We start from the raw sequence: 23,733 nt of genomic DNA, 5'->3' as shown, positions 1-23,733 counted from the left end.
GATCAACCGGCGATGCGATCCGCGGCGGCGACGATGTCCTCGTCCGACGGAATCACCAGGAACGCAGCCCCCGCCAACGGCGTGAACGTATCGGCGCCCACCACGCGCTGGAACGGGCGCGCGGCGTAACCGCCTTCCACGATCGCGGTGATCACGCCTTCGCTCACGCCCGCGCTCTTGCGGCCTTCGTCGACGATGAGGATGCGCTTCGCGTTCTTCGCCTGGTCGCGGATGAACGCATCGTTGAGCGGCACCAGCCAGCGCAGGTCCACCACGCGCGTCTTCCAGCCGTGCTTGCGCTGGATCTCGCGCGCGGCGCGCAGGCTCATCGGCACGCCGTTGCCGAAGGTGAAGATCACCAGGTCGTCGCCTTCGCCGTAGACGCGGCCTTCGCCGAGCGTCATCGCCTGGTCGGGCGCGGGGTACTCGGTGAGCCAGCCGCCGTCGCCCGCTTCGTACAGGTCCTTCGTCATGTACAGCGCGATCGGTTCGAGTACCGCGCACACGCGGCCGTCGACCTTCGCCAACGCCGCGAGCGTGCGGAACATCATCGCGGCATCGTCGCCGCGCGACGGGCAACCGACGACCAGGCCGGGAATGTCGCGCAACGCGGTGATCGAGTTGTCGTTGTGGAAATGCCCGCCGAAGCCGCGCTGGTAACCGAGCGAGGCGATGCGCATCACCATCGGGTTGCGGTACTGGCCGTTGCTGAAGAACTGCAGGCTCGCCGCCTCGCCGCGGATCTGGTCGCAGGCGTTGTGGAAATACGCCAGGTACTGGATCTCGGGGAACGGCAGCATCCCCATGTTCGCGTAGCCCTGCGCCAGGCCCAGGATCACCGTTTCGTCGAGCAGCGTGTTGAACACGCGGCGGTTCGAGAACGCCTTGTGCAGGCCCTTGGTCACCGTGTACACGCCACCCTTCTGCGCGACGTCCTCGCCGAACAGCAGCGCTTCGGGATACTTCACGAACAGATCGTGCAGCGCGTTGTTGATCTGGATCGCGAGGTGGCGCGGCAGTTGCTTCTCCGGCAGCTTCGCCTCGCCGCCGAACACCTGTTCGCGGCGCGCGGCGTCGGGCACGCGCGTCGCTTCGGCGCGCACGGCGTCCGGCGAATACGGCGCGAGCGGCGCCATGACATCTTCGAGCTTCGTCAGGCGCGGGCGGCTGTCGGCGTCTTCGGCCGCGGCGAAACACTTCTTCCGCGTGTCTTCGTACAGCGCGAGGATCTGGTCCTTCGACATCAGGCCCGACTCGAGCGCGATCGCCGCCGAACGCAGCAGCGGATCGCTCGCCTCCACCGCGCACAACTCTTCGATCGAACGCCATTCGATTTCGAAGTCGGTGCCGGCGTGGCCCATGATCCGCGTGGTGCGCAGGTGCAGGAACGTCGGGCGGCGCGTGCGGCGGCAATGCTCCACCGCGGCCTGCACGTCGCCGTAGCCGTTCGCGAGGTCCAGGCCGTCGGCGTAGAAGTAATCCAGGTCCTTGCGGTCCTTGAAGTTCTGCCCCACCCAGCCCGTCGGCGTCTTCACCGAGATGCCGATGCCGTTGTCCTCGCACACGAACAGCACCGGCGCTGGCAGCTTCTGGTACGCGGTCCACGCGGCGGCGTTGAACGCGGTCTGCGCGGTGGCGTGGTTGCTCGACGCATCGCCGAAGGAGCACACGACGATGCTGTCGTCGGGGATCGGCAATGCATGGCCGATGCGCGGGCCCTGCTCGATCGCGATCGCGGTGCCGAACGCCTTCGGCAAATGCGAGGCGATGGTCGAGGTCTGCGGCAACACCCACAACGGCTTGCTGCCCCACACCTTGTGGCGGCCGCCGGACGCGGGATCTTCCGCGCTCGCGGCGAACGACAACGCCGAATCCATGATCGGATCCATGCCCGGCAACTTGCGGAAGCGCTCGGCCATGAAGCCGCCCGAGCGGTAATGCAGGAACGCCGGATCGGTGTGGCGCGTCAGGCGCGCGACCATCGCGTTGCCTTCGTGGCCGCTGGACCCGATCGTGTAGAAGACCTTGTTCTGCACGCGCAGCACGCGCGCCATCAGGTCGAGGTGCCGCGAGATCAGCTGCGATTCGAACAACGCACGGAAGCCCTGCGCATCGAGCGCGCTGCCGTCGAGGATCGCTTCGTGCGGCGCGGGTGCGGCGTCGGCGTGGCCGTTCCAGTCGCGCACGAATTCCTGGAAGTTGACGTCGCAGATCTCGGCGCGGTTGAGGCCCTTCATGCGGGCGGGGATGACGGTCATGGGCGACTCTCGGGCGAAGGGGTGCGGGGGGAACGCCACGCGGAGGCATGGCGGCGCAATTGCGTGCCCTGCCGTCGCACGACGACGGCGAGCAGGAAAGTGGTGAGGAGCAACGCCAGCGCGATCCAGCGCCAGGGCGCGGCGTTGTTCCAGGGGTTGCCCGGCGCGTCGGCGGCGTCGGCGGCCTCCGCGCCGATCTCGACGGAATAGCGCATCAAGGCCTGGATGCGATCCACGTCGTCGCGCACGCGCGCGTAGTCGGCGGGCGGGACTTCGGCCGCCAGGCGCTTCCATTCGCCGACGATCTCCAGCGTGTCGCCCACCACGCGCACCGTGCGGTGGAAGGTGAAGTACGCGTTCGCGACGGTGTCGTCGCTCGCCGGGATGTCCCAGCCGCTGCCCAGGTGCGTGCGTACGACCTGCCGCCCGCTGCGCGGGCCTTCGAGCGCAAGCGGCATCGTGCGCACGTCCAGGTCGAGGTCCGGCAACCAGTCGATCAGCTGGAACAGCACGATGTCGAAGTCCGCGCCCTGCGAGGCGGGCCAGTGCAGCGAATAGCGTTCGGTGGTGCGCACGGCGCCCACGCTGGCGTCGCGCTCGCGCAACGACGGCGTGCCCGCGCTGCGCAGGCCGGCGTAGTAGCGGCGCATGTAGGTGAGGTAGCGCGTGGCCGGGTCTTCGGCGCCGTCGGCGAAATCGTCGCGGACGTCGTCGGCCTTCTCGTTGCGGTAATCGCTGACCACGACGAAATCGGCGCGATAGCCCTTGTCGTCTTCATGCAATGCGATGCGCTGGCCGACGTCGACCTCGGGACGGCGCGGCAGGGGTTGCGGGATCGCGACGAGCTTGTCGCAGCCTTCGCAGATCGGCAGGCCGAGTTCGAACGGCAGCGGCGTGCGATCGGCCAGTGCGTCGGCTTCGGGATCGCGCGTGGGATCGATCCACACGACCTGGTCGCCGAGGTGCGCGCGCACGACCACGTGGTCGAACACAGTCGCGCTCGGTTGCCGGCCGGCGAGCGACCTGCGGGCCTCGGTGTCGACGAGCACGGGCTCGGCGCGGATGCCCGCTTCGGCCAGCAGCGCCGACAACAGCAGCGACTTGTCCTTGCAGTCGCCGAAGCGGCGCGCGATGACGGTTTCGGGCGCGTTGGGCTCGTGCGAATTCTTGCCCATGTCCAGCGCGGTGTAGCGGATCTGGCCTTCGACGAAGGCGATCGCACGCATCATCGCGGCGCGCGGGTCCTTGTCGTCCAGGCGCAGGTCGTGCACCAGCTTCTGCGCGAGCGCGCGGTCGCTGAAGTGCGGCCGGTACATCGGCAAGGCCCAGGCGACGATGTCGGACCACGTGCGCGCGGTCGACAGGTCGATGCGGCCCCACGGGTCGAAGCTCGACGGCATGTCGTCTTCGGCCGCAACGCGGTGCAGGCGATGCGCGACGAATTCGACGTAGCGATGCCCGCCCTCCTCGCCTTCCTTGCGCGTGTAATCGGTGGTCGGCGCACGCGCAAACAGCGGCGCATCGGCATCGAAGCGCGCACGCACGCGGCGATAGCCCAGCGCCGTGCTGAAGCGCGCGCGATAGCTGTCGAAGTACGCACGCCCGAACACCGGATTGGCGCCCACGGTGCTGAAGCTGACATCGACGATGTCGCCCACGCGCACGTCCGGCACCGTGATGCTCAGCGTGTTCTCGCCGTCGAAGATGCCCGAGTCCAGGTCTTCTTCGCGCCGCAGCACTTGCAGCTGCGCATCGCGGCGGTGATCGATGCGCTGGCCGTCGCGCCACACGTCGAGCGTGTGCAACTCGACGCGCTGGTAATCGGGCTGGAACGCGATCGACACCTGCCCGCCTTCGGCGAGCGCACGCGGGCCGTCCATGCGCGTGGCGAAGCGGCGATACCAGACCGGTTGCGCCTGCGTGGTGTCCACCTGGTCGTCGAGCAGCAGGTAGCGCGTGCCATCGCTCGTCGGCGCGGCATCGGCCGCCGCGGGCATCGGCGCGAGATGGACCCAGGCGGGCGTGGGGGTGAGCGTGTGCGGAGTCGCGGCGAAGCTCGGGCTCGCGATCAGCAGGCAAGCCAGCAGGAGGATCGCGAGCGACGCGCGGAGGTTCATGCGGTGCGCGCCACGCGCTCGGCGGCTTCGGCGTCCAGGCCGACCATCTCCACGAACCCCGGCGTTGCGCGCACGCGCCCCAGCCAGGCGCGGATTGCGGGGTACGGTTCGAGCGACACGCCGCCATGCGGTGCGACATCGGTGTAGGCGAACAGCGCGATGTCGGCGACGCCGTAGCGCTCGCCGGTGAACCACGCGTGCGTGGAAAGATGGCGTTCCATCACCGCGAGCGCGCCGTGCGAACGCTCGCGCAGGCGCGGCAGGTCGGCGCGGCGCGGCGAATCCAGCGGCGTCCAGCCGGCGATGAAGCGCGCGACGGCGACGAAAGGTTCGTGGCTGTACTGCTCGAAGAACATCCACGACAGCGCCTGCGCGCGCGCCCACGCATCGGCCGGCAGGTACTGCGTGCCGTCGGCGAGCCAGCACAGCATCGCGTTGGATTCGGTGAGCACGGCGCCATCGTCGCGCACCAGCACGGGCACCTTGCCGTTCGGATTGAGCGCGAGGAAGTCAGGCGTGTGCGTGGCGCCCTGGTCGCTGCGCGTTTCGATCCAGCGAAACGGGCGGCCCAGGTGTTCGAGCAGCAGGCGCACCTTGTGGCAGTTGCCCGAAGGCGAGAAGCCGTGGACGGTGACGGGCGCCTGCGTGTTCATCGCTGCGCGCGCCGTGCGTTCCACTCGTCCCGCGTCTGGCCCCAGATTTCGATCGGGACGTCTTCGAACGGTGCAGGCAACTTGCCGGGGCCGCGGTTGCGCGATCCCAGGCGGCGTGCGAGTTCCTGCGAGCCGAAGTTCTCGTAGTCGATCGAATGGATCACGTCGGTCCAGCCCAACTCGTCGAAGGCCCAGTCGATCGCGGCGGTGGCGGCTTCGAGCGCATAGCCCTTGCCCCAGGCCTTGCGGCGCAGCGCCCAGCCCACTTCGGTGCCGGGCCAGCCTTCGGGCTGCCACGGGCCGATGTTGCCGATCCACTCGCCGCTGGACTTCTCGATCACCGCGAACATGCCGAAGCCCTGCAGCACCCAGGCACCGGGCATCTGCAGGAACTTGCGCCATGCCGCGGCGCGCGGCGAGGTGCCACCGATGTAGCGGCAGGCTTCCTCGTCCGATTGCAGTTCGGCGAAATAGTCGAAGTCTTCGGCACGCTGCACGCGCAGCAGCAGCCGCGGGGTTTCGAGCCGTGTATCGAGCCTGTTGACTGCGGACATCGGCGCCCCGTCGTTGGTCAGAACGCGCTGATGCCCGTGAGCTCGCGGCCGATCACCAGCTGGTGCACGGTTTCCGTGCCTTCGTAGGTGATCACCGATTCCAGGTTGAGCGCGTGGCGGATGGCGCCGTGCTCGGTGGTGATGCCGGCGCCGCCGAGCAGGTCGCGGCATTCGCGCGCGATGTCGATGGCCATGCGGCAGTTGTTCCACTTCGCCAGCGACACCTGCGAGGGCTGCATCTTGCCGGCGTCCTTCAGGCGACCCAGCTGCAGCACGAGCATCTGCGCCAGCGTGATGCGGCGCGCCATCTCGGCCATCTTGATCTGCGCGCTCTGCGTGGCCGCGACGGGGCGGCCGAACAGGATGCGTTCCTTCGTGTAGTGCAGCACTTCGTCCAGGCACGCGATGGCGGCGCCGATCGGGCCCCACGTGATGCCGTAGCGCGCCTGCGTCAGGCAACCCAGCGGGCCCTTGAGGCCCTTCACGTTGGGCAGGCGGTTGGCTTCGGGCACGCGCACGTTGTCGAAGAACAGCGCGCTGGTCACCGACGCGCGCAGCGACATCTTGTGCTTGATCTCCTGCGCGGCGAACCCGGCCATGCCCTTCTCGACGACGAAGCCCTGGATGCCGTCGTCGGTCTGCGCCCACACGATCGCGATGTCGGCGAGGTTGCCGTTGGTGATCCACATCTTCGAACCGTTGAGGATCCAGTCGTCGCCGTCGCGGCGCGCGTTGGTCTTCATGTTGGCCGGATCCGACCCGCCCTGCGGCTCGGTCAGGCCGAAGCAGCCGATGACCTTCCCCTTCGCCATGTCCGGCAGCCAGCGCATGCGCTGTTCTTCGGTGCCGTAGGCGAAGATCGGGTACATGCACAGCGAGGACTGCACGCTGACGAAGCTGCGGATGCCGCTGTCGCCGCGTTCCAGTTCCTGGCAGATCAGGCCGTAGCTGACGGCGTTGAGGCCGGCGCAGCCGTACTTCTCCGGGAGCGAGGAGCCCAGCAGGCCCAGTTCGGCGATCTCGCCGACCAGTTCCTTCGGGAAGCGGCCCTGGTCGAAGGCATCGCCGATGATCGGCAGCACGCGTTCGTCCGTGAAGCGCGCCACGGTGTCCTGGACGGCCTGCTCCTCTTCGGTCAGCAGCGAACGGACGTCGAACAGGTCGTAGGGGTGCAGGGCCATGGGGGACAGCTCGGAGCGGCGGAAGCCGCGCATTGTACGAGGGGCGTCCCGGCGGCGGCACCCCGCGTAACCGGTTACTTGCGCGAGGCGGGCAAAAAAAAGGGGCCGGTTGGACCGGCCCCTCGGGGAAAAGCACGCGATTGCGCTCGCGCGTGGATCAACCGTTGTCGTTGGAACCGGCGGCCGCGGCCACCTGGGTGACGACCTGGCCATCGATGACCGGCAGGCGGTCGCCCGGCTTGTCGTCCATGCGGATGGTGTGTTCGGCGCCGTCGTAGCGGTAGGTGACGTCATAGCCGACCGTCTTGCTCTCGCTGCCGAGGTTGATGCGGCTGCCCGGCTTGTCGCCCGTGCGCATCGTGCCCGTGGTGCCGTCCGGATTGCGGTAGGTCACGTTGTAGGCGACGGTGCGCGAGGACTGCGAGGTCGAGGTTTCGGTGTGGCACTGGCGCTCGGTCTTGTCCACGACCTGGCCACCGACGTGGCGCTTGTCGATCTCGCGACCGGCGAAGCCACCGGCGACCGCACCGGCGACGGTGGCGGCCTTCTTGCCGTTGCCGCTGCCGACCTGGTTGCCGAGCAGGCCACCGACGACCGCACCGACCACGGTGCCGCCGACGTTGCCGTCGCGTTCCGGCGCGCGTTCCTGCACGACGACGTCGTTGCAGACTTCACGCGGCGAGGAGGTGGTGCTGGTTTCGCGGACCGGTTCGGTGCCGATGACCTGCGCATACAGCGCTTCCTTCTTGGTGATCGGCTTGACGTTGACGACGTCCGCGTATTCGACGCGGCCCGAGGCCGGGATCGCGGAATCGTTGGCGGCCATGTCGGCGCCGGCGATGGAGGCATCGGTCGCCAGCGACGCCGGCGGCGTTGCGATGTCGGCGTTGGCCGGCTGCGACGAACGATTGTTCATGAAGGCCGCAGTGGCGACGCCACCCACGAGCAGCGCGGCCAGGGCAATGGCGAGGGTGTTGTTCTTCATCTGGGGCCTCCTGGGCTCCTGGGGTTTCAGTCCATTCCCGGCGGTGCATTGCTGGGTGCGGCGCGATTCCACCACTGTGCGGCTGAACGAAACCCTCTTTTCTTTACGCAATATTTACCAAACCGTGAATGGGGCCACGAATACACGAGGTGCGTGCTAGCGTTCGTCCATTCGTCGCATGGGAAACAAGCCCGATGGCCAACCCGCTCCTCGCGCCCGTGATGCGCTACGTGTCGAAGTTGAGCTATCCGCGCCTGTTCCTGCTGGCCGCCGGGTTGTTCATCGTCGACACGCTGGTGCCGGACATCATTCCCTTCGCCGATGAAATCCTCCTCGGCCTGGGCACCTTGCTGCTGGCCAACCTGAAGAAGCGCAAGGGTCCCGACGTCATCGACAAGGACGATCGCCGCTGATCCGATGCTGGTCGACACGCACTGCCACCTCGACGTCCCCGAGTTCGACGCCGACCGCGATGCGGTCATCGCACGCGCGCGCGCCGCGGGCGTCACGCGGCAGATCGTGCCCGCGATCGAAGCCGCGACGTGGCCTGCCCTGCGCGAGGCGTGCGCACGCGACGCGGGCCTGTTCCCCGCCTACGGCCTGCATCCGCTGCTGATCGAACGCCATCGCGACGCGCACCTGCGCGAACTGCGCGACTGGATCGAACGCGAACGCCCCGTCGCCGTCGGCGAATGCGGGCTGGATTACTACGTCGAAGGCCTGGATCCCGATACGCAGTCGAAGTATTTCGAAGCGCAACTGCACCTGGCGCGCGACTTCGACCTGCCCGTCGTCGTGCACGCACGGCGCGCACTCGATGCGGTGATGGTCGCCATCAAGAAGGTCGGCAAGCTGCGCGGCGTCATCCACAGCTATCCCGGCAGCGTGGAACAGGCGCGCCAGTTGGCGGACCTGGGTTTCCTGGTCGGTATCGGCGGCCCGGTGACCTACGAACGCGCGAACAAGGTGCGCCGCGTCGCCGCGAACGTCCCGCTCGACACGCTGCTGCTCGAAACCGACGCGCCCGACCAGCCCGACGCCGACCATCGCGGCCAGCGCAACGAACCCGCGCGCATCCTGCGCGTGCTTAAGGTGATCGCGGAATTGCGGGGCGAAGCCCCCGACGTCATTGCGCAGGCGACGACGCGGAATGCGGAGCGTCTGTTTTCGCTTCCGGCGCATCCTTCCGCGGCTTGAGCAACAACTCGATCGCGCGCCCCACCGCCGCGAACGCGAACGCGCCGGTGACATGCGTCGCCGCACCGAGCCCCGCACCGCAATCGAGTTTCAGCGCGGCATCTTTATCCATCGCCGGCCGCACGCCACACACGCTGCCGTCGGCCTGTGGATAGCGCACGTTCTCCAGCGAATAGATCGCCGACACGCCGAAATAGCGGTCGGGGCTGCGCGGGAAATTGAATTCGCTGCGCAGCTTCTTGCGGATCAGCGACAGCATCGCATCGTGTTCGGTGCGCGACAGGTCGCGCACGCGCACTTGCGTCGGATCGGTGCGCCCGCCCGCGGAGCCCACCGTCACCATCGGCAGCTTGCGGCGGCGGCACCACGCGATCGAGACCACTTTCGTGCGGAAGCTGTCGCAGGCATCCAGCACCAGATCGAAGTTGCGGTCCAGCAGCGACTCGAGGTTGGACGTCGTCAGGAAGTGCTGCACCGGATCCACGTCGATCTGCGGATGGATCGCGCGGCAGCGCTCGGCCATCGCCTCGGCCTTGTTGCGCCCGTACTGCCCGGCGATGGCCGGCAGCTGGCGGTTGGTGTTGGACAGGCACAGGTCGTCGGCGTCGATCAGGGTCAGGTGCCCCACCCCGGTGCGCGCCAGGGCCTCGGCCGCCCACGCCCCCACGCCGCCCAGCCCGACGATGGCCACGCGGCGCCGGTCGAGGGTTTCGACCGTGCCGCGGCCATAGAGCCGGTCGATCCCGGCGAAGCGTTCCCTGAGGTCGTGTCGCATGCGCACGCATTCTATTGGTAAGGTGCGGGCCATTCGACCGGAGGGATTCGACATGGCAGGCACGGGTGCGCGGTACTTCTTCCTTTTCGCCATCGGCCTGGTGGTCGGCGTGGTGGCCACCGTCATGGGCATGCGTGCCTGGCAGGCGCGGCAGGATCCCTTCCCCGAAGCGCTGATGCACGTGCAGGGCTACCACTTCAAGCAACTGCGCGACGACGTGCAGGCCAATCGCTGCAACGCCACCGACACCCTCCCGCACCTGTCCGCGCTGCGCACCACCGCGAGCGACCTGGAGTCGGCGTTCCCCGACCTGAAGGACGACGCGCGCTTCGCCAAGGCCGCGAGCAACTTCCGCGCGACGCTCGACACCGCGCGCGCCAATCCGCCGCTCAATTGCGAAGGCCTGGTCGCCGTCGTGAAGAACATCGACGACTCCTGCAAGGCCTGCCACCAGGACTTCCGCAACTAAGCGCGCGCGAAGACACGGTGACATTCCGCAACGCGCGTTGAACCGCGCGTTGCGTCTGAATGGCGTCTGACACACAGCCTTGCGATCTACGCGTCGTTCACCGCTGCGCCCCTAGCGTCGGGTCGTCCTCAACAGTGACCCCTCCAGGAGCCACGCAATGAACATTCGTCTGATCAGCGCCGCGACCATCGCTTCGCTCGCCCTCGCCGGCTGCGCTTCCACCTCGCCCAGCTACTCCGGTTCGCCGGCGCCGAACACCTATCCGCCGTCGAACAGCGCCACCTGCTACGACTGCGGCACCGTGACGCGCATCGATGCGGTGGGCGGCACGGGCCAGACCAGTGGCGCCACGGGCGCGGTGCTGGGTGGCGTCGTCGGCGCCGCCGCGGGCCGCGCGCTCACCAACGATGAAAGCAAGGGCAAGCAGAACACCGCGACCGTCGCGGGCGCCGTCGCCGGTGCCGTGGCCGGCAACGCGATCCAGAAGAACATGCAGAACAAGGCGAACAACTACGTCGTCTACGTGCGCATGGACAACGGCCAGAACGTCTCGATCAACCAGGCCGACATCGGCAGCATCCGCGAAGGCAGCTACGTGCGCGTCTACAACGGCCAGGTCTGGACGCGCTGATCCGCGCAACCGACAACCACCCGGCGCCGACCATTCGACGCCTCCGGAAGGCCGCCCGCCCGGGCGGCCTTCTGCGTTGGCGCTCCCGTCACGCGCGCGCGGGCACAAGCGGCCGGGCGTGCTGCGCCGCAAGGTGCGGCGCGGGTCGGCGGGGACTAAGGTCGGGGACACCCGCCCCCCGGCGGGTCCATTGCAAGACACAACCAGCAGTCCCCACCCGCAGTTCCCTTTGCCCGCCACGGGCGTCCCTTTCCACTGTTCGGGGGTTCCAATGACTCTGTCCGTCCGCCATACCGTCGCGGCCACCGCGATCCTCGCCGGCGCCATCGCCGCCGCCGTCGCCGCGCCGCCGTCGGCCCGCACCAATCCCTTGCAGGTGAGCCTGGTCGGCCTCGGCAACGGTGTGTTCGAAGTCGCCGTCACCAACACCAGCCGCCACACCGTGCGCGTTCCCGCGTGGGAACTGCCGTCAGCGCTGGCCGAATCCAAGCTGTTCTCGGTGTCGCGCGACGGCAAGCCCGTCCAGTACGAAGGCCCGCTGGTGAAGCGCGCGCTGCCGTCGTCGGCGGACTTCGCGATCCTGCGCGCCGGCGAAACGCGCACCGCGCGCGTCGACCTCGGCGATGCGTACGACCTGAGCGCCAGCGGCGACTACACCGTCGCGTTCGACTCGCCGCTGCAGCACGCATCGTTGTCGACGGGCGAAATGCTGCGCCAAGGGTCCGGCGCGCCGATGATCGCCAAGTCGGTGCCGGTGCGGATGTGGATCGATGGCGGCGATCGCCTCGGCAAGAACACCAACGCTGCGAAGGGCAAGCCCGGCGGCGGCGGCACGACGGTCGTCAACGGCGTGAGCTTCGTAGGCTGCAGCAGCACGCAGATCACCGGCGCGGGCGATGCGGTCGTGCAGGCGCGCGTGTATTCCGAGAACGCCAAGGGTTACCTCAACACCGGCACCGTCGGTCCGCGCTACACGACGTGGTTCGGCGCGTACACGAGCACGCGCTACAACACCGCCAAGTCGCACTTCACCTCGATCGACGCCGCGCTCGACCAGAGCGGTGGCCAGATCAAGATCAACTGCGGCTGCAACCAGAGCTACTACGCCTACGTGTATCCGACCCGGCCGTACGAGATCTTCGTCTGCCGCGCGTTCTGGTCGGCACCGCTGACCGGTACCGATTCCAAGGCCGGCACGCTGATCCACGAAACCAGCCACTTCAACGTCACCGCCGGCACCGACGACCACGTGTACGGGCAATCGGGTGCGAAGAGCCTGGCGCTCTCCGATCCGGACTCCGCGCTCGACAACGCCGACAGCCACGAGTACTTCGCGGAAAACAACCCGCACCAGAACTGATCGCGATGGAAAGAAAAAACCCGGCCGATGGGCCGGGTTTTTTCATGCACGACGATGCGGGCGCGTCAGACCGGTTGCACCTGGTCCGCCTGCAGTCCCTTCTGGCCCTGCACGACGATGAAAGTGACCTGCTGTCCTTCCTTCAGGCTCTTGAAGCCCTGGGTCTGGATGGCGCGGAAGTGGACGAAGACGTCATCGCCGCTCTCGCGGCTGATGAAGCCGAAGCCCTTCGCATCGTTGAACCATTTGACGGTCCCGGTTTCGCGGTTCGACATCGGTGGCGCTCCCTCGGTACGGTGGCTGCTCCGCCGGGACCCCGGCGAAACGGCCGCACCGTACGCCCGGGTCCGTGAAAATGCAACGGGCATGAATGCGCCCCCCAACCCCCTGCCAGAGGCCCTTCGCATGCCCCCGCAAACCCTGCTTTACGGCCTCGCCGCCCTGCTCGTGATCGTCGGCCTGGTCGGCGTGGTGCTTCCCGCCCTGCCCGGCTTGCCGCTGGTGTTCGCCGGGATGCTGCTGGCGGCGTGGGCCGGGGGCTTCCAGCAAGTCGGGCCGGTCGCGCTCGTGATCCTCGGCCTGATGACGGCCCTGTCGTTCGCGATCGACTTCTGGGCCACGGCGCACGGGGCCAAGCGGGTCGGCGCGAGTCGCAAGGCGATCATCGGCGCGATCCTCGGCACGTTCGCGGGCCTGTTCGTGTTCCCGCCGTTCGGGTTGTTCATCGGACCGTTCGCCGGCGCGCTGATCGGCGAACTGCTGCACGGCCGCGACCTGCCGCAGGCGACGAAGGTCGGCTTCGGCACGTGGCTGGGCATCGTGCTCGCGGTGGTGCTGAAGCTGGGGCTCGCGTTCGCGATGCTCGGGGTGTTCGCGTTCGACTGGTATTACTGACGCGCGCGGCCTGCGCATTCACATGCGGCGTGCAGCCGCTTCCGTACCGTGGCGCAACTTCGTGGGGGCACCATGGTCTGGAGCAGGAAGCGCATGCTGACAACGATCGTCATCACGGTCCTGGTGACCGGTTTTCTCGTGATCCTCGGCTTGAATTTCGCCAAGCCGGAGAAAAAACTCGAGCGCAAGGTCGAGCACCGCTTCGCCGTGCACGACCCGCAGTTCCGCCGCGAGATGGGCGTGCTGATGGGGCCGGCGATCATCTCCGGCAACACCATCAAGGACCTCAACAACGGCGCGGAGATCTTCCCGGCGATGCTGGACGCCATCCGCGGCGCGAAGAAGACGATCAGCTTCGAAACCTACATCTGGTGGGAAGGCCAGATCGGCAAGGAGTTCGCCGCCGCGCTGTCGGAGCGCGCGCAGGCCGGCGTGAAAGTGCACGTCACGATCGACTGGGCCGGCAGCTACAACATGGACGAGACCCTGCTCAAGCAGATGCAGGCCGCGGGCGTGAACGTCCAGCGCTACCGTCCGCTGCACTGGTACAACCTGGCGCGCATGAACAACCGCACGCACCGCAAGCTGCTGATCGTGGACGGGCGCATCGGCTTCACCGGCGGCGTGGGCATCGGCGATCCCTGGCAAGGCAACGCGCAGGACAAGGACCACTGGCGCGACATCCACTTCCGCGTCGAAGGCCCGGTGGTGGCGCAGTTCCAGGCCGCGTTCAACGACAACTGGATCAAGACGACGGGCGAAGTGCTCAACGGCGTCGACAACTTCCCCGCGCTCGAGAAAGTGGGCGACATCGATGCGCACATGTTCACCAGCTCGCCGAGCGGCGGCAGCGAGAGCATGCACCTGATGTACCTGATGACGATCGCCGCGGCCGACAAGACGATCGACCTGGAAGCGGCGTACTTCATCCCCGACGAGCTGATCACGCAGGCGTTCCTCGCCGCGCGCAAGCGCGGGGTGAAGATCCGCGTGCTGGTGCCGGGCAAGAACACCGATTCGGACGCCGCGCGCCACGCGTCCAAGGCCGACTGGGGCCCGATGCTGCAGGCCGGCATCGAGATCTACGAATACGAACCGACCATGTTCCACAACAAGATGCTGATCGTGGACAAGCTGATGGTCTCGGTGGGCTCCACCAACTTCGACCTGCGCAGCTTCCAGCTCAACGACGAAGCGAGCCTCAACGCCTACGACCCGGCCTTCGCCGAGCGCATGACGGAAGTGTTCGAACAGGACCTCAAGCCGACGCAGCGCTACACGTACGAAACGTGGAAGAACCGTCCCTTGAAGGACAAGCTGTACGAGAAGTTCGTGCTGCCCATCAAGTCGCAGTTGTAGACTCCGGCGCTCGTCCCCCACGCTCGACGGTGTCCATGGTCCGGGTCTTCGCAGCGCTGCTGCTCGTTTCGCTGAGCGCCTTCGCCTTCGCCACGCCCGCCACGGTGGCGCCCGCCCCGGCGACCACCGTCGCGTCCGACCTCGCCACCGGCAAGCGCCTGGACGCGCGCCTCGACGCCGTCCCGGAACTGCGCGACGTCGAATCCAGCGTCATCGACGGCGTCGCGCTGCTGCATGGCGAAGTGATCGCGCCGGCCGACCTCAAGCTGGCCGTCACCATCGCGGCGCAGACGCCGGGCGTGAGCAGCGTCGAAAACCGCATCACGTTGAGCGCGCGCCTCAAGGATCGCTTCGCGGTGGCGTGGACGGCGGTCGGCGAAAAACTGGTGCGCCTGGTGGCCGCCACGCCGTTGCTGATCGTGGCGCTGCTGATCGTGCTGGCCAGCGTGTGGATCGGCCGCGCCTTGTCGCGCCGCACGCGCTGGCTGCAGCGCGTGCACAGCGACAACCCGTACATGGAAGGCCTGGTGCAGCGCATCGTGCAGTGGGCCGTGGTGCTGGCGGGCGTGCTGATCGCGCTCGACCTGCTGGGCGCCTCGTCGCTGGTGGGCGCGGTGCTGGGCTCGGCGGGCGTGATCGGCCTGGTGCTCGGTTTCGCGTTCAAGGACATCGCCGAGAACTACGTCGCCGGCATCCTGCTCAGCCTGCGCCGGCCGTTCGCGCCGGGCGACCACGTGCTGATCGATCGCGTGCACGAAGGCAAGGTGGTCGCGCTCACCTCGCGCGCAACGCTGCTGATGACGCTCGACGGCAACCAGATCGCGTTGCCGAATGCGCTCGTGTTCCGCTCGGTGGTGCTCAACTACACCGAGAACCCGAAGCGCCGGTTCGATTTCCTCGTGCCGCTGGATCCCAACGCCTCGGTCGGCGATGCGCAACGCGTCGGCCTGGCCGCGGTGGAAGGCATCGAAGGCGTGCTGGCCGATCCGGCGCCCTACGCGCTCGTCACCGAATACCTGCCCGATCGCATGACGGTGCAGTTCTTCGGCTGGGTGGACCAGAAGGCCAACAGCGTCGCGCGCACGCGCAGCGCGGCGATGCGCGCGGTGAAAGGCGCGCTGGACGACCACGGCGTGCGCCGCGCGGGCACGCAGCCGCCGGCGGCGGAAATCCCGATGCACGCGCCGCAGGAAGAACAGGCCGCGCCCGCCGACACGTCGGTGGACAAGGAAATCGACGCGCAACTGGCCGCCGCGCAGCGCGCGAACGATGCCGAAAACCTGCTGGACGACCGCAACGCGGCGACGCCGCAGTAACTACTCGCCGTACATCAGCCAGTGGCGCGCGGCGACCTCGTCGCCCGACACGTGCACGGTGACGCCGCGCTCGCTCGCGAGGATCTCGCCGAGCTCGCTGCCCTGGATGTCGGACTGCAATTCGACGAACGCGGTGCGGATCTTCGCGAAGCCGAAATCCGCCATCGCATCGACCACCTTCGCGATGTCGTCGACGTCCACCGTGGACGCCAGGTCCTCGACCACGAGCAGGCGCTTCACGCCATGCTTGGCGCACTGTTCCGACAACAGCTTCCACATCGCGATCGACACCTGCAGCGAGTCGCGCCCGTCGTGCACGTACGCACGCAGGTAGCCGTAGTGGTGTTCGATGCGGACCTTGAACCCCTCGCCGTCGAGGATGGCCGGCGCGATCACTCGACGACCACGGGGATCTTGCCGATGCGCGCCTGCCATTCCGCGGGGCCGGTGCGATGCACCGACGTGCCCTGCGAATCGACGGCGACCGTCACCGGCATGTCCTGCACGGTGAATTCGTAGATCGCTTCCATGCCCAGGTCCTCGAACGCGACGACCTTCGCCGCCTTGATGGCCTTCGACACCAGGTACGCCGCGCCGCCCACCGCCATCAGGTAGGCCGAGCCGTGCTTGCGGATCGCCTCGATCGCCGCCGGGCCGCGTTCGGCCTTGCCGACCATGCCGAGCAGGCCCGTCTGTTCGAGCACCTGTTCGGTGAACTTGTCCATGCGCGTGGCGGTGGTCGGGCCCGCGGGGCCGACGACTTCGTCGCGCACCGGATCGACCGGGCCGACGTAGTAGATGAAACGCCCGCGCAGGTCGACGGGCAGCGGTTCGCCCTTGTCGAGCATGCCGACGATGCGCTTGTGCGCGGCGTCGCGACCGGTGAGCAGCTTGCCGTTGAGCAGCAGCACTTCGCCGGGCTGCCACGTGGCGAGGTCGGCCTTCGTCAGCGTGTCGAGATCCACGCGACGGCCCTTCGACGCGTCGTACGTGAGCGTCGGCCAGTCTTCGAGCGACGGCGGGTCCAGCATCACCGGGCCGCTGCCATCGAGCGTGAAATGCGCGTGGCGCGTGGCGGCGCAGTTCGGGATGAGTGCGATCGGCAGGTTGGCCGCGTGCGTCGGGTAATCCTTGACCTTGATGTCGAGCACGGTGGTGAGGCCACCCAGGCCCTGCGCACCGATGCCGAGCGCGTTGACCTTGTCGTACAACTCCAGGCGCAGTTCCTCGGCGCGATTGGACGCGCCGCGCTGCTGCAGCTCGACGATGTCGATCGGCTCCATCAGCGCTTCCTTCGCCAGCAGCATCGCCTTCTCGGCGGTGCCGCCGATGCCGATGCCGAGCATGCCCGGCGGGCACCAGCCGGCGCCCATCGTCGGGACCGTCTTGAGCACCCAGTCCACGATCGAGTCGGACGGATTGAGCATCGCGAACTTCGATTTGGCTTCCGAGCCGCCGCCCTTCGCCGCCACGATCACGTCGACGGTGTTGCCCGGCACCACCTTCACGTTGACCACGCCGGGCGTGTTGTCCTTCGTGTTGGTGCGCTTGCCCGCCGGATCGGCGAGCACGCTCGCGCGCAGCTTGTTGTCGGGATGGTTGTACGCGCGGCGCACGCCTTCGTGGACCATGTCTTCCACGCCCATCGTCGCGTCGTCCCAGCGCACGTCCATGCCGATGGTGAGGAACACGGTGACGATGCCGGTGTCCTGGCAGATCGGCCGGTGGCCTTCGGCGCACATGCGCGAATTGATCAGGATCTGGGCGATCGCGTCCTTCGCGGCCGGGCTTTCCTCGCGGTCGTAGGCGGCGGACAGGTTCCGGATGTAGTCGACGGGGTGGTAGTACGAGATGTACTGCAGCGCGTCGGCGATGGACTGGACCAGGTCTTCCTGGCGGATCGACACGGGGCCCGCGGGGCGCGGCGAAGCTTGGTGGGGGGTCACGGACAGCCGGGGACGGGATGCGAGGGGCGCGATTCTATCCCGGCCCGGGGCGCGGGGGCCTTCTAAACCTTGCGGCTGGCCAGCGCATCGGACTGGGTATGCTGACTTCCGCCGTGACCGAATGGACACCCGCCACCACTGCCGCGCCCGTGCCCGCCGAGGATCCGGACGGCGTGCTGGTGCGTGCCGCCGGCCGCGGCGACATGACCGCCTTCGAGGCGCTGTATCGCCGGCATAGCGGTCGCGTCCACGGCGTCATCGCCCGCCTCGTCGGGGGCCATGCCGGCCGCGCGGAAGACCTGACGCAGGAAGCCTTCGTCCGCGCGTGGCAGGCGCTGCCGGGGTATCGGTTCGAGAGTGCGTTCACCACCTGGCTGCATCGCCTGGCCGTGAACACCGCGCTGATGGAATTGCGCGCGCGCCGCAGCCGGCCGCAGGCCAGCGACGACGAAGATGCGCTGGACAACCTCGGCAGCATCGATTCGGCCGGGCACGTCACCGCCCTGTCGATGGACCTGGAACGCGTGGTGGCCACCCTGCCCCCGCGGGCCCGTGCCGTCCTCGTGCTGCACGACGTGGAAGGCTGGAAGCACGAAGAGATCGCCGCCGAACTCGGCATGGCGGTCGGCAGTTCGAAAGCCCAGTTGCACCGCGCGCGCGGATTGCTGCGCACGCGCCTTGGAGAAGCACGATGATCGACATCCAGCACGACGACGCCCCGACTCCGCTGCCCGACGCCCTGCGCTGGGAACTGCGCGCGCTGCGCCGCGACCTGCCGCCGTCCACCGACTTGTGGCCATCGATCGCCCAGCGCCTGGCCGCGACGCCGCAACGCGCCCCGGCCAGCCCGACGGTGCCGCTGCGCAACAAGCGCCTCGTGCCCTTCGCGATCGCCGCGTCGCTGGCGCTGGTCGCCGGCCTCACCTGGCAGCTGCGTCCGGCGCCCGCGCCGACCGGTGCGTCCGGCAACGACCCGCACCACCAGTTGCTCGCCCGCGAAGCCGATGCGATGACGCTTGAATACCAGGCCGCCCTGAAAGTGATGGATACCGGCGTGCCGACGCGCCGCACCTCGGTCGCGCCGGAACTGCAGGTCCTGGATCGCAGCGCCGCGCAGATCCGCACCGCGCTCCAGCGCGATCCGGACGCGCGCTTCCTCCTCGACCGCCTGCAACGCACCTATACCCGCCGCCTGGCGCTCACCCAGCGGATCGCCACGCTCGCCACATGACCAACACACATTCCAGCCGAACGCATTTGCACGACTTTTCCGGAGAACACCCCATGACCCGCAAGCTCATCACCGTCGCCCTGATCGCCTGCATGGCCGCACCCGCGGCGTGGGCGGGCACGCCGATCGACCAGACCCGTCCCCTCGACAAGCGCGGGCACATCGAAATCGACAACGTGAAAGGCCGCATCCAGGTCCGCGTGTGGGACAAGCCGGAAGTCCACATCGGCGGCACGCTCGGCAAGGGCGTGGAGAAGCTGTCCATCGAAGGCGACGAGAGCGATCTCAGCATCCGCGTCGAATATCCCAAGCGCAGCGGCTGGGGCGGCGGCGACAACAAGACCGAGCCGACCGAGCTGATCATCAACGTGCCCGTGCTGGCCGAACTGGAAATCGACGCGGTGTCCGCCGACGTCGACGTGCTCGGCACCGCCGGCGAATCGCTGCAGATCGACAGCGTGAGCGGCGACGTCGTCGTCGCCGGCGCGCCGCGCGAAGCCGACATCGAAAGCGTCAGCGGCGACCTGCGCCTCACGCTCAACAGCCGCGAAGTCAGCGCCACCACCGTCAGCGGCGACCTGGAACTGCGCGGCAAGCTCACCGGCGAGATGCACGTGGAAACCGTGTCCGGCAACATCCAGGCCGATGCCAACGGCCAGCGCCTGCGCCGCATCGCCGCCTCCACCGTGTCAGGCGATGTGACCGTGCGCGCCGGCCTGCTCGACGGCGGCGAACTGAAGGCCGAATCGGTGAGCGGCGACCTGCACCTGCGCCTGCCGAAGGCCACCTCGGCGCGCGCGTCGGGCGAAACCTTCAGCGGCGACCTGAAAGCCCCGGGCGCGGAAATCGAACGTCCGAAGTACGGCCCGGGCGCGAGCTTCGAACACCGCTACGGCACGGGGTCCGGGCAGATCCGGATCGAGACGTTCTCCGGCGATGCGGAGTTGATCTTCGAATAAAGCCGGGACCGGGGACCTGGGACCAGGGACCGGGGCAAGGACGAGAGCCGCGCAGCGATGCGCGGCTTTTTCTTTTTCCGGGCCCCGGCTTCACGGGCGTCCCCGCAGACTGCGGCAATGGCCGAGCCTGCCCGCCCATCCAACCCGTCCCTGCGCGAACGCGTCAGCGCCCTGCGCAACCTTCCGCCGTTCCTGCGCGAGATCTGGGCGACCAGCCGCGGGCTGACGATCGCGAGCCTCGGCCTGCGCTTGATCCGCGCATTGCTGCCGATCGCCACGCTCTACATCGGCAAGCTGATCATCGACGAAGCCGTGCGCCTGGTCGGCCGCGGACTCGGCATCGATTCGTTGCCCGAGGCGTGGCGCAGCGGCCAGCTCGACCACCTCGCGATGTTGCTGCTCAGCGAATTCGCGCTCGCGATCCTCGCCGACCTGCTCGCACGCCTGGTGAGTTACGCCGACTCGGTGTTGTCGGAGATGTTCACCAACGCGACCAGCGTGCGCCTGATGGAACACGCCGCGACGCTGGACCTCGAAGACTTCGAGGATCCCGACCTGCAGGACAAGCTCGACCGCGCGCGCCGCCAGACGATGGGCCGCATGAACCTGCTCAGCCAGTTGTTCGGGCAGGCGCAGGACGCGATCACCGTCGTGAGTTTCGCCGCCGGGCTGCTGGTGTACGCGCCGTGGCTGATGGTGTTGCTGGCGATCGCGCTGGTGCCGGCGTTCGTCGGCGAGTCGCACTTCAACGCGCTCAACTATTCGCTCAACTTCCAGTGGACGCCGGAACGCCGGCAGCTCGAATACCTCCGCCAGATGGGCGCGAGCGTCGAGACCGCGAAGGAAGTGAAGATCTTCGACCTGCACAAGTACTTCATCGCGCGCTACCAGACGCTCTCGACGAAGTTCATGCTCGCCAACCGCGCCCTCGCCCGCCGCCGCGCGGTGTGGGGCACGCTGCTCGGCGCGCTCGGCACGCTCGGCTACTACCTGGCGTATGCGTACATCGCGTGGCGCACGGTGCGCGGCGATTTCAGCATCGGCGACCTCACCTTCCTCGCCGGCAGTTTCCGCCGCCTGCGGCAGTTGCTCGAAAGCCTGCTGATCGGGTTTTCCCAGGTCGCGGGCCAGGCGATGTACCTGGACGACCTGTATTCGTTCTTCGAGATCCAGCCCGAGATCCGTTCGAAGCCCGACGCGTTGCCGATCCCGCGCCCGATCGCGAAGGGCTTCCGGTTCGAGAACGTCGGATTCCGCTATCCCGATGCGGAGCGCTGGGCGCTGCGCGGCCTGGACTTCGAACTGCACGCGGGCGAAGTGCTCGCGCTCGTCGGCGAGAACGGCGCCGGCAAGACCACCTTGGTGAAACTGCTCGCGCGCCTGTACGACCCCGACGAAGGCCGCATCCTGCTCGACGGCCGCGACCTGCGCGACTACGACCTCGACGACCTGCGCGCGAACATCGGCGTGATCTTCCAGGACTTCGTGCGCTATCACCTGACGGCCGGCGAAAACATCGGCGTCGGCCAGATCGAAGCGATGGACGATCGCGCGCGCGTGGAAGACGCCGCGCGGCGCGCGTTCGCGGACGAAGTGATCGCGGGGTTGCCGCAGGGCTACGACCAGGTCATCGGCCGACGCTTCCGCACCGGCGTGGATCTGTCCGGCGGCCAGTGGCAGAAGATCGCGATCGCGCGTGCGTACATGCGCGATGCGCAGGTCATGATCCTCGACGAACCTACGGCCGCGCTGGATGCGCGCAGCGAGTTCGAAGTGTTCCAGCGCTTCAAGGAACTCTCGACCGACCGCACCGCCGTGTTGATTTCGCACCGCTTCTCCAGCGTGCGCATGGCCGACCGCATCCTGGTGCTCGCCGAAGGACGGCTGGAGGCCAGCGGCACGCACGCGCAATTGCTGGCCGAAGGCGGCCGCTACGCCGAATTGTTCGAATTGCAGGCGGCAGGCTATCGTTGACCCGTTGCGAACGAGGAGAACCGCCATGGCACCCCGTGCGTTGTTGTTCCTGGCCGTCGTCGCGGGCTGCGCCTGCAGTGCGCAGCAATCGCCCGCCGCGGCGCCCGCCGGATCGGCCGCGGCACCGCAAGCCTCGACCGCCAGCAACGGCATGCGCGTCGAAACCCTCGCGCATGGCCTGTCGCATCCGTGGTCGGTCGCGTTGCTGCCGGAAGGCGGCTTTCTCGTCACCGAACGCGATGGCCGCCTGCGGCACCTCGATGCGCAGGGCCGCATCGGTGAACCGATCGCCGGCGTCCCCACGGTGTTCGCGCAAGGCCAGGGCGGCTTGCTCGATGTCGTGCTCGCGCCCGATTACAAGACCTCGCATCGCCTGTGCCTGAGTTACGCCGAGCCCGGCGACGACGGTACGGCCGGCACCGCGGTGTCGTGCGGCACGTTGAACGACAACGCGCTGGCAAACATGCGCGTCGTCTATCGCCAGGCACCCAAGCTCTCCGGCAGCAGCCACTTCGGTTCGCGCCTGGTGTTCGACGGCCACGGCCACCTGTTCATCACGCAGGGCGAGCGCACGTACCGACCGCTCGCGCAGCAACTCGACAAGCTGCAGGGCAAGCTGGTGCGCCTCAACGAAGACGGCAGCATCCCGCGCGACAATCCCTTCGTCGGCCGCAAGGATGCACGGCCCGAAATCTGGAGTTACGGCCACCGCAACATGCAGGGCCTCGCGCTCGACCCGCGCACCGGCACGTTGTGGGAAAGCGAACACGGCCCGATGGGCGGCGATGAAATCAACCTGCCGCAACCCGGCAAGAACTACGGCTGGCCGATCATCACCTACGGCATCGACTACTCCGGCCTGAAGATTTCCGAATCCGTCGGCACCGCCGCGCCCGGCATGGAACAGCCGCACCACTACTGGAAGAAATCCCCCGGCCTCTCGGGCCTGGCGTTCTACACCGGCCGCCCCGGCAACGCCTGGAACGACAGCCTGTTCCTCGGCTCGCTCGCCGAATCCAACCTCATCCGCCTCACGCTGAAAGGCAACACCATCGTCGGCGAAGAACGCCTGCTGCAGGACCAGGGCGCGCGCATCCGCGACGTGCGCGTCGGCAACGACGGCCAGGTGTACGTGCTGACCGACGAAGAAGACGGAAAGCTCCTGCGCCTCACACCACCCGGCATGAAGTAATGGAGCTCCACGGCGCCTGTCATTGCGGCAACCTGCGCTTCGACCTGACCTGGCCCGCCGCAGCCGCGCGCATCCCCGCACGCGCCTGCACCTGCACCTTCTGCCGCAAGCATGGCGCCACCTGGACCTCGCACGTCGACGCCCGCCTGCGCGTGCACATCGAAGACCCCGCGCACATCGCGCGCTACGCCTTCGGCACGAACACCGCCGACTTCCACGTCTGCACACGCTGCGGCGTCGTCCCGCTCGCAACAAGCACCATCGACGCCCGCACGTACGCAGTCGTCAACATCAACACCTTCGAAAACATCGATGCGGCCCTCTTCGACCGCAGCGACAGCAGCGTAGAAGGCGAATCCCTGGACGCAAGGCTGTCGCGCCGCAGCGCCCGCTGGATCGCAGACGTGCAATTCGCCGACTGAGCGCAAGTGACCCTGCAGGGATCCCGCTCTTGATTGCCGCGAAAGAAGTGATTGGGTTGTGCGTGCGTCACCACGCACGCCAGCGACCTCATGCAAAGGTCGGCCCCTTGATCGAAAAGGCGCGCAAGGTGATGCCCCAGCCCGTGGTGGGGTGAGAATTTTCGCCGCCACGTCGGCGAGAAATTCTTACCCCGCCGCGGGTTCGGGCGACGCGGTCTTCACCCCAGGCGGGCTTCTGCAGCGCCCCATGGATCCCCGCC

Annotated in this window: 24 protein-coding genes; 14 read left to right on the top strand and 10 right to left on the bottom strand. The window is 68.0% G+C overall.

All coding sequences use genetic code 11. The annotated features are described in order from the left end of the window. Nucleotides 1-2: 2 nt before the first annotated feature. The 6 genes from LYSHEL_RS12545 to LYSHEL_RS12520 all read right to left on the bottom strand — a co-directional run bounded on the left by LYSHEL_RS12545 (nucleotide 3) and on the right by LYSHEL_RS12520 (nucleotide 7,748). Nucleotides 3-2,258: a thiamine pyrophosphate-dependent enzyme gene (locus LYSHEL_RS12545; protein WP_213434367.1), complete on the bottom strand. Its 2,256-nt coding sequence runs from the start codon at nucleotides 2,256-2,258 to the stop codon at nucleotides 3-5. Then, nucleotides 2,255-4,375, bottom strand: coding sequence for a DUF3857 domain-containing protein (locus tag LYSHEL_RS12540; protein ID WP_213434366.1), 2,121 nt, complete (start codon nucleotides 4,373-4,375; stop codon nucleotides 2,255-2,257). The genes LYSHEL_RS12545 and LYSHEL_RS12540 overlap by 4 nt, the downstream gene beginning before the upstream one ends. Then, complete coding sequence (locus tag LYSHEL_RS12535) at nucleotides 4,372-5,028, bottom strand: glutathione S-transferase family protein (RefSeq protein WP_213434365.1); 657 nt, start codon at nucleotides 5,026-5,028, stop codon at nucleotides 4,372-4,374. Before LYSHEL_RS12535 ends, LYSHEL_RS12540 begins: the two co-directional genes overlap by 4 nt. Then, a complete protein-coding gene (locus LYSHEL_RS12530) occupies nucleotides 5,025-5,582 on the bottom strand; it encodes a GNAT family N-acetyltransferase (protein WP_213434364.1) in 558 nt (185 codons plus the stop codon). The genes LYSHEL_RS12535 and LYSHEL_RS12530 overlap by 4 nt, the downstream gene beginning before the upstream one ends. A gap of 17 nt (nucleotides 5,583-5,599) precedes the next feature. Further along, nucleotides 5,600-6,763 carry an acyl-CoA dehydrogenase family protein gene (locus LYSHEL_RS12525; RefSeq protein ID WP_213434363.1) on the bottom strand — a complete coding sequence of 388 codons (1,164 nt, stop codon included), beginning with the start codon at nucleotides 6,761-6,763 and terminating at the stop codon, nucleotides 5,600-5,602. 157 nt (nucleotides 6,764-6,920) lie between these two features. Continuing rightward, entirely contained in the window at nucleotides 6,921-7,748 is an 828-nt protein-coding gene (locus LYSHEL_RS12520) for a glycine zipper 2TM domain-containing protein (protein WP_213434362.1), read from the bottom strand. Between the two features lie 194 nt (nucleotides 7,749-7,942). Here LYSHEL_RS12520 and LYSHEL_RS12515 point away from each other — a divergent pair, with 194 nt between their 5' ends. Together LYSHEL_RS12515 and LYSHEL_RS12510 are read left to right on the top strand one after the other, a co-directional pair. Further along, nucleotides 7,943-8,161 carry a DUF6116 family protein gene (locus LYSHEL_RS12515; RefSeq protein ID WP_213434361.1) on the top strand — a complete coding sequence of 73 codons (219 nt, stop codon included), beginning with the start codon at nucleotides 7,943-7,945 and terminating at the stop codon, nucleotides 8,159-8,161. 4 nt (nucleotides 8,162-8,165) lie between these two features. Then, complete coding sequence (locus tag LYSHEL_RS12510) at nucleotides 8,166-8,945, top strand: TatD family hydrolase (protein ID WP_213434360.1); 780 nt, start codon at nucleotides 8,166-8,168, stop codon at nucleotides 8,943-8,945. On the opposite strand, the gene LYSHEL_RS12505 is transcribed toward LYSHEL_RS12510, so the two are convergent. Next, nucleotides 8,875-9,720: a tRNA threonylcarbamoyladenosine dehydratase gene (locus LYSHEL_RS12505; protein ID WP_213434359.1), complete on the bottom strand. Its 846-nt coding sequence runs from the start codon at nucleotides 9,718-9,720 to the stop codon at nucleotides 8,875-8,877. The two genes, LYSHEL_RS12510 and LYSHEL_RS12505, sit on opposite strands and share 71 nt — an antisense overlap. Nucleotides 9,721-9,772: 52 nt before the next feature. Between LYSHEL_RS12505 and LYSHEL_RS12500 the strand changes: the two genes are divergently transcribed. From LYSHEL_RS12500 to LYSHEL_RS12490, 3 genes are all read left to right on the top strand, one after another. Then, on the top strand, nucleotides 9,773-10,189 hold the full coding sequence (locus tag LYSHEL_RS12500) for a cytochrome c (RefSeq protein ID WP_213434358.1): 417 nt from the start codon (nucleotides 9,773-9,775) through the stop codon (nucleotides 10,187-10,189). A gap of 157 nt (nucleotides 10,190-10,346) precedes the next feature. Then, the gene (locus LYSHEL_RS12495; protein ID WP_213434357.1) at nucleotides 10,347-10,820 is read left to right on the top strand and encodes a glycine zipper 2TM domain-containing protein; all 474 of its coding nucleotides are present in this window, start codon (nucleotides 10,347-10,349) and stop codon (nucleotides 10,818-10,820) included. A gap of 271 nt (nucleotides 10,821-11,091) precedes the next feature. Continuing rightward, a complete protein-coding gene (locus LYSHEL_RS12490; RefSeq protein WP_213434356.1) occupies nucleotides 11,092-12,180 on the top strand; it encodes a M35 family metalloendopeptidase in 1,089 nt (362 codons plus the stop codon). Between the two features lie 65 nt (nucleotides 12,181-12,245). Here LYSHEL_RS12490 and LYSHEL_RS12485 read toward each other — a convergent pair whose 3' ends face one another. Further along, nucleotides 12,246-12,455, bottom strand: coding sequence for a cold-shock protein (locus tag LYSHEL_RS12485; RefSeq protein WP_213434355.1), 210 nt, complete (start codon nucleotides 12,453-12,455; stop codon nucleotides 12,246-12,248). Nucleotides 12,456-12,585: 130 nt separating this feature from the next. Here LYSHEL_RS12485 and LYSHEL_RS12480 point away from each other — a divergent pair, with 130 nt between their 5' ends. The 3 genes from LYSHEL_RS12480 (at nucleotide 12,586) to LYSHEL_RS12470 (ending at nucleotide 15,749) form a co-directional block, all read left to right on the top strand. Beyond that, on the top strand, nucleotides 12,586-13,074 hold the full coding sequence (locus tag LYSHEL_RS12480) for a DUF456 domain-containing protein (RefSeq protein WP_213434354.1): 489 nt from the start codon (nucleotides 12,586-12,588) through the stop codon (nucleotides 13,072-13,074). Nucleotides 13,075-13,167: 93 nt separating this feature from the next. Beyond that, entirely contained in the window at nucleotides 13,168-14,433 is a 1,266-nt protein-coding gene (locus tag LYSHEL_RS12475) for a phospholipase D-like domain-containing protein (protein ID WP_213434353.1), read from the top strand. Nucleotides 14,434-14,468: 35 nt separating this feature from the next. Beyond that, entirely contained in the window at nucleotides 14,469-15,749 is a 1,281-nt protein-coding gene (locus tag LYSHEL_RS12470) for a mechanosensitive ion channel family protein (RefSeq protein ID WP_244858751.1), read from the top strand. Here LYSHEL_RS12470 and LYSHEL_RS12465 read toward each other — a convergent pair whose 3' ends face one another. Both LYSHEL_RS12465 and LYSHEL_RS12460 read right to left on the bottom strand, forming a co-directional pair. Next, a complete protein-coding gene (locus tag LYSHEL_RS12465; RefSeq protein ID WP_213434351.1) occupies nucleotides 15,750-16,145 on the bottom strand; it encodes a hypothetical protein in 396 nt (131 codons plus the stop codon). Continuing rightward, the gene (locus LYSHEL_RS12460; RefSeq protein WP_213437826.1) at nucleotides 16,142-17,656 is read right to left on the bottom strand and encodes a fumarate hydratase; all 1,515 of its coding nucleotides are present in this window, start codon (nucleotides 17,654-17,656) and stop codon (nucleotides 16,142-16,144) included. Before LYSHEL_RS12460 ends, LYSHEL_RS12465 begins: the two co-directional genes overlap by 4 nt. A 137-nt stretch (nucleotides 17,657-17,793) precedes the next feature. On the opposite strand from LYSHEL_RS12460, the gene LYSHEL_RS12455 reads away from it, so the two are divergent. From LYSHEL_RS12455 to LYSHEL_RS12430, 6 genes are all read left to right on the top strand, one after another. After that, nucleotides 17,794-18,390 carry an RNA polymerase sigma factor gene (locus tag LYSHEL_RS12455; RefSeq protein ID WP_213434350.1) on the top strand — a complete coding sequence of 199 codons (597 nt, stop codon included), beginning with the start codon at nucleotides 17,794-17,796 and terminating at the stop codon, nucleotides 18,388-18,390. Further along, a complete protein-coding gene (locus LYSHEL_RS12450) occupies nucleotides 18,387-18,926 on the top strand; it encodes a hypothetical protein (protein ID WP_213434349.1) in 540 nt (179 codons plus the stop codon). Before LYSHEL_RS12455 ends, LYSHEL_RS12450 begins: the two co-directional genes overlap by 4 nt. 53 nt (nucleotides 18,927-18,979) lie before the next feature. After that, complete coding sequence (locus tag LYSHEL_RS12445) at nucleotides 18,980-19,885, top strand: DUF4097 family beta strand repeat-containing protein (RefSeq protein WP_213434348.1); 906 nt, start codon at nucleotides 18,980-18,982, stop codon at nucleotides 19,883-19,885. Between the two features lie 117 nt (nucleotides 19,886-20,002). Further along, on the top strand, nucleotides 20,003-21,859 hold the full coding sequence (locus LYSHEL_RS12440) for an ABC transporter ATP-binding protein (RefSeq protein ID WP_213434347.1): 1,857 nt from the start codon (nucleotides 20,003-20,005) through the stop codon (nucleotides 21,857-21,859). A gap of 25 nt (nucleotides 21,860-21,884) precedes the next feature. Beyond that, nucleotides 21,885-23,051 carry a PQQ-dependent sugar dehydrogenase gene (locus tag LYSHEL_RS12435; protein ID WP_213434346.1) on the top strand — a complete coding sequence of 389 codons (1,167 nt, stop codon included), beginning with the start codon at nucleotides 21,885-21,887 and terminating at the stop codon, nucleotides 23,049-23,051. Beyond that, nucleotides 23,051-23,473: a GFA family protein gene (locus LYSHEL_RS12430; RefSeq protein WP_213434345.1), complete on the top strand. Its 423-nt coding sequence runs from the start codon at nucleotides 23,051-23,053 to the stop codon at nucleotides 23,471-23,473. Before LYSHEL_RS12435 ends, LYSHEL_RS12430 begins: the two co-directional genes overlap by 1 nt. Nucleotides 23,474-23,733: the final 260 nt, after the last annotated feature.

The organism is Lysobacter helvus, from assembly GCF_018406645.1.
In the GTDB taxonomy this organism is placed as follows: Bacteria; Pseudomonadota; Gammaproteobacteria; order Xanthomonadales; family Xanthomonadaceae; genus Noviluteimonas; species Noviluteimonas caseinilytica.
The sequence above is the reverse complement of the archived record's forward strand: the minus strand, read 5'-3'. Positions and strand labels throughout refer to the sequence as shown.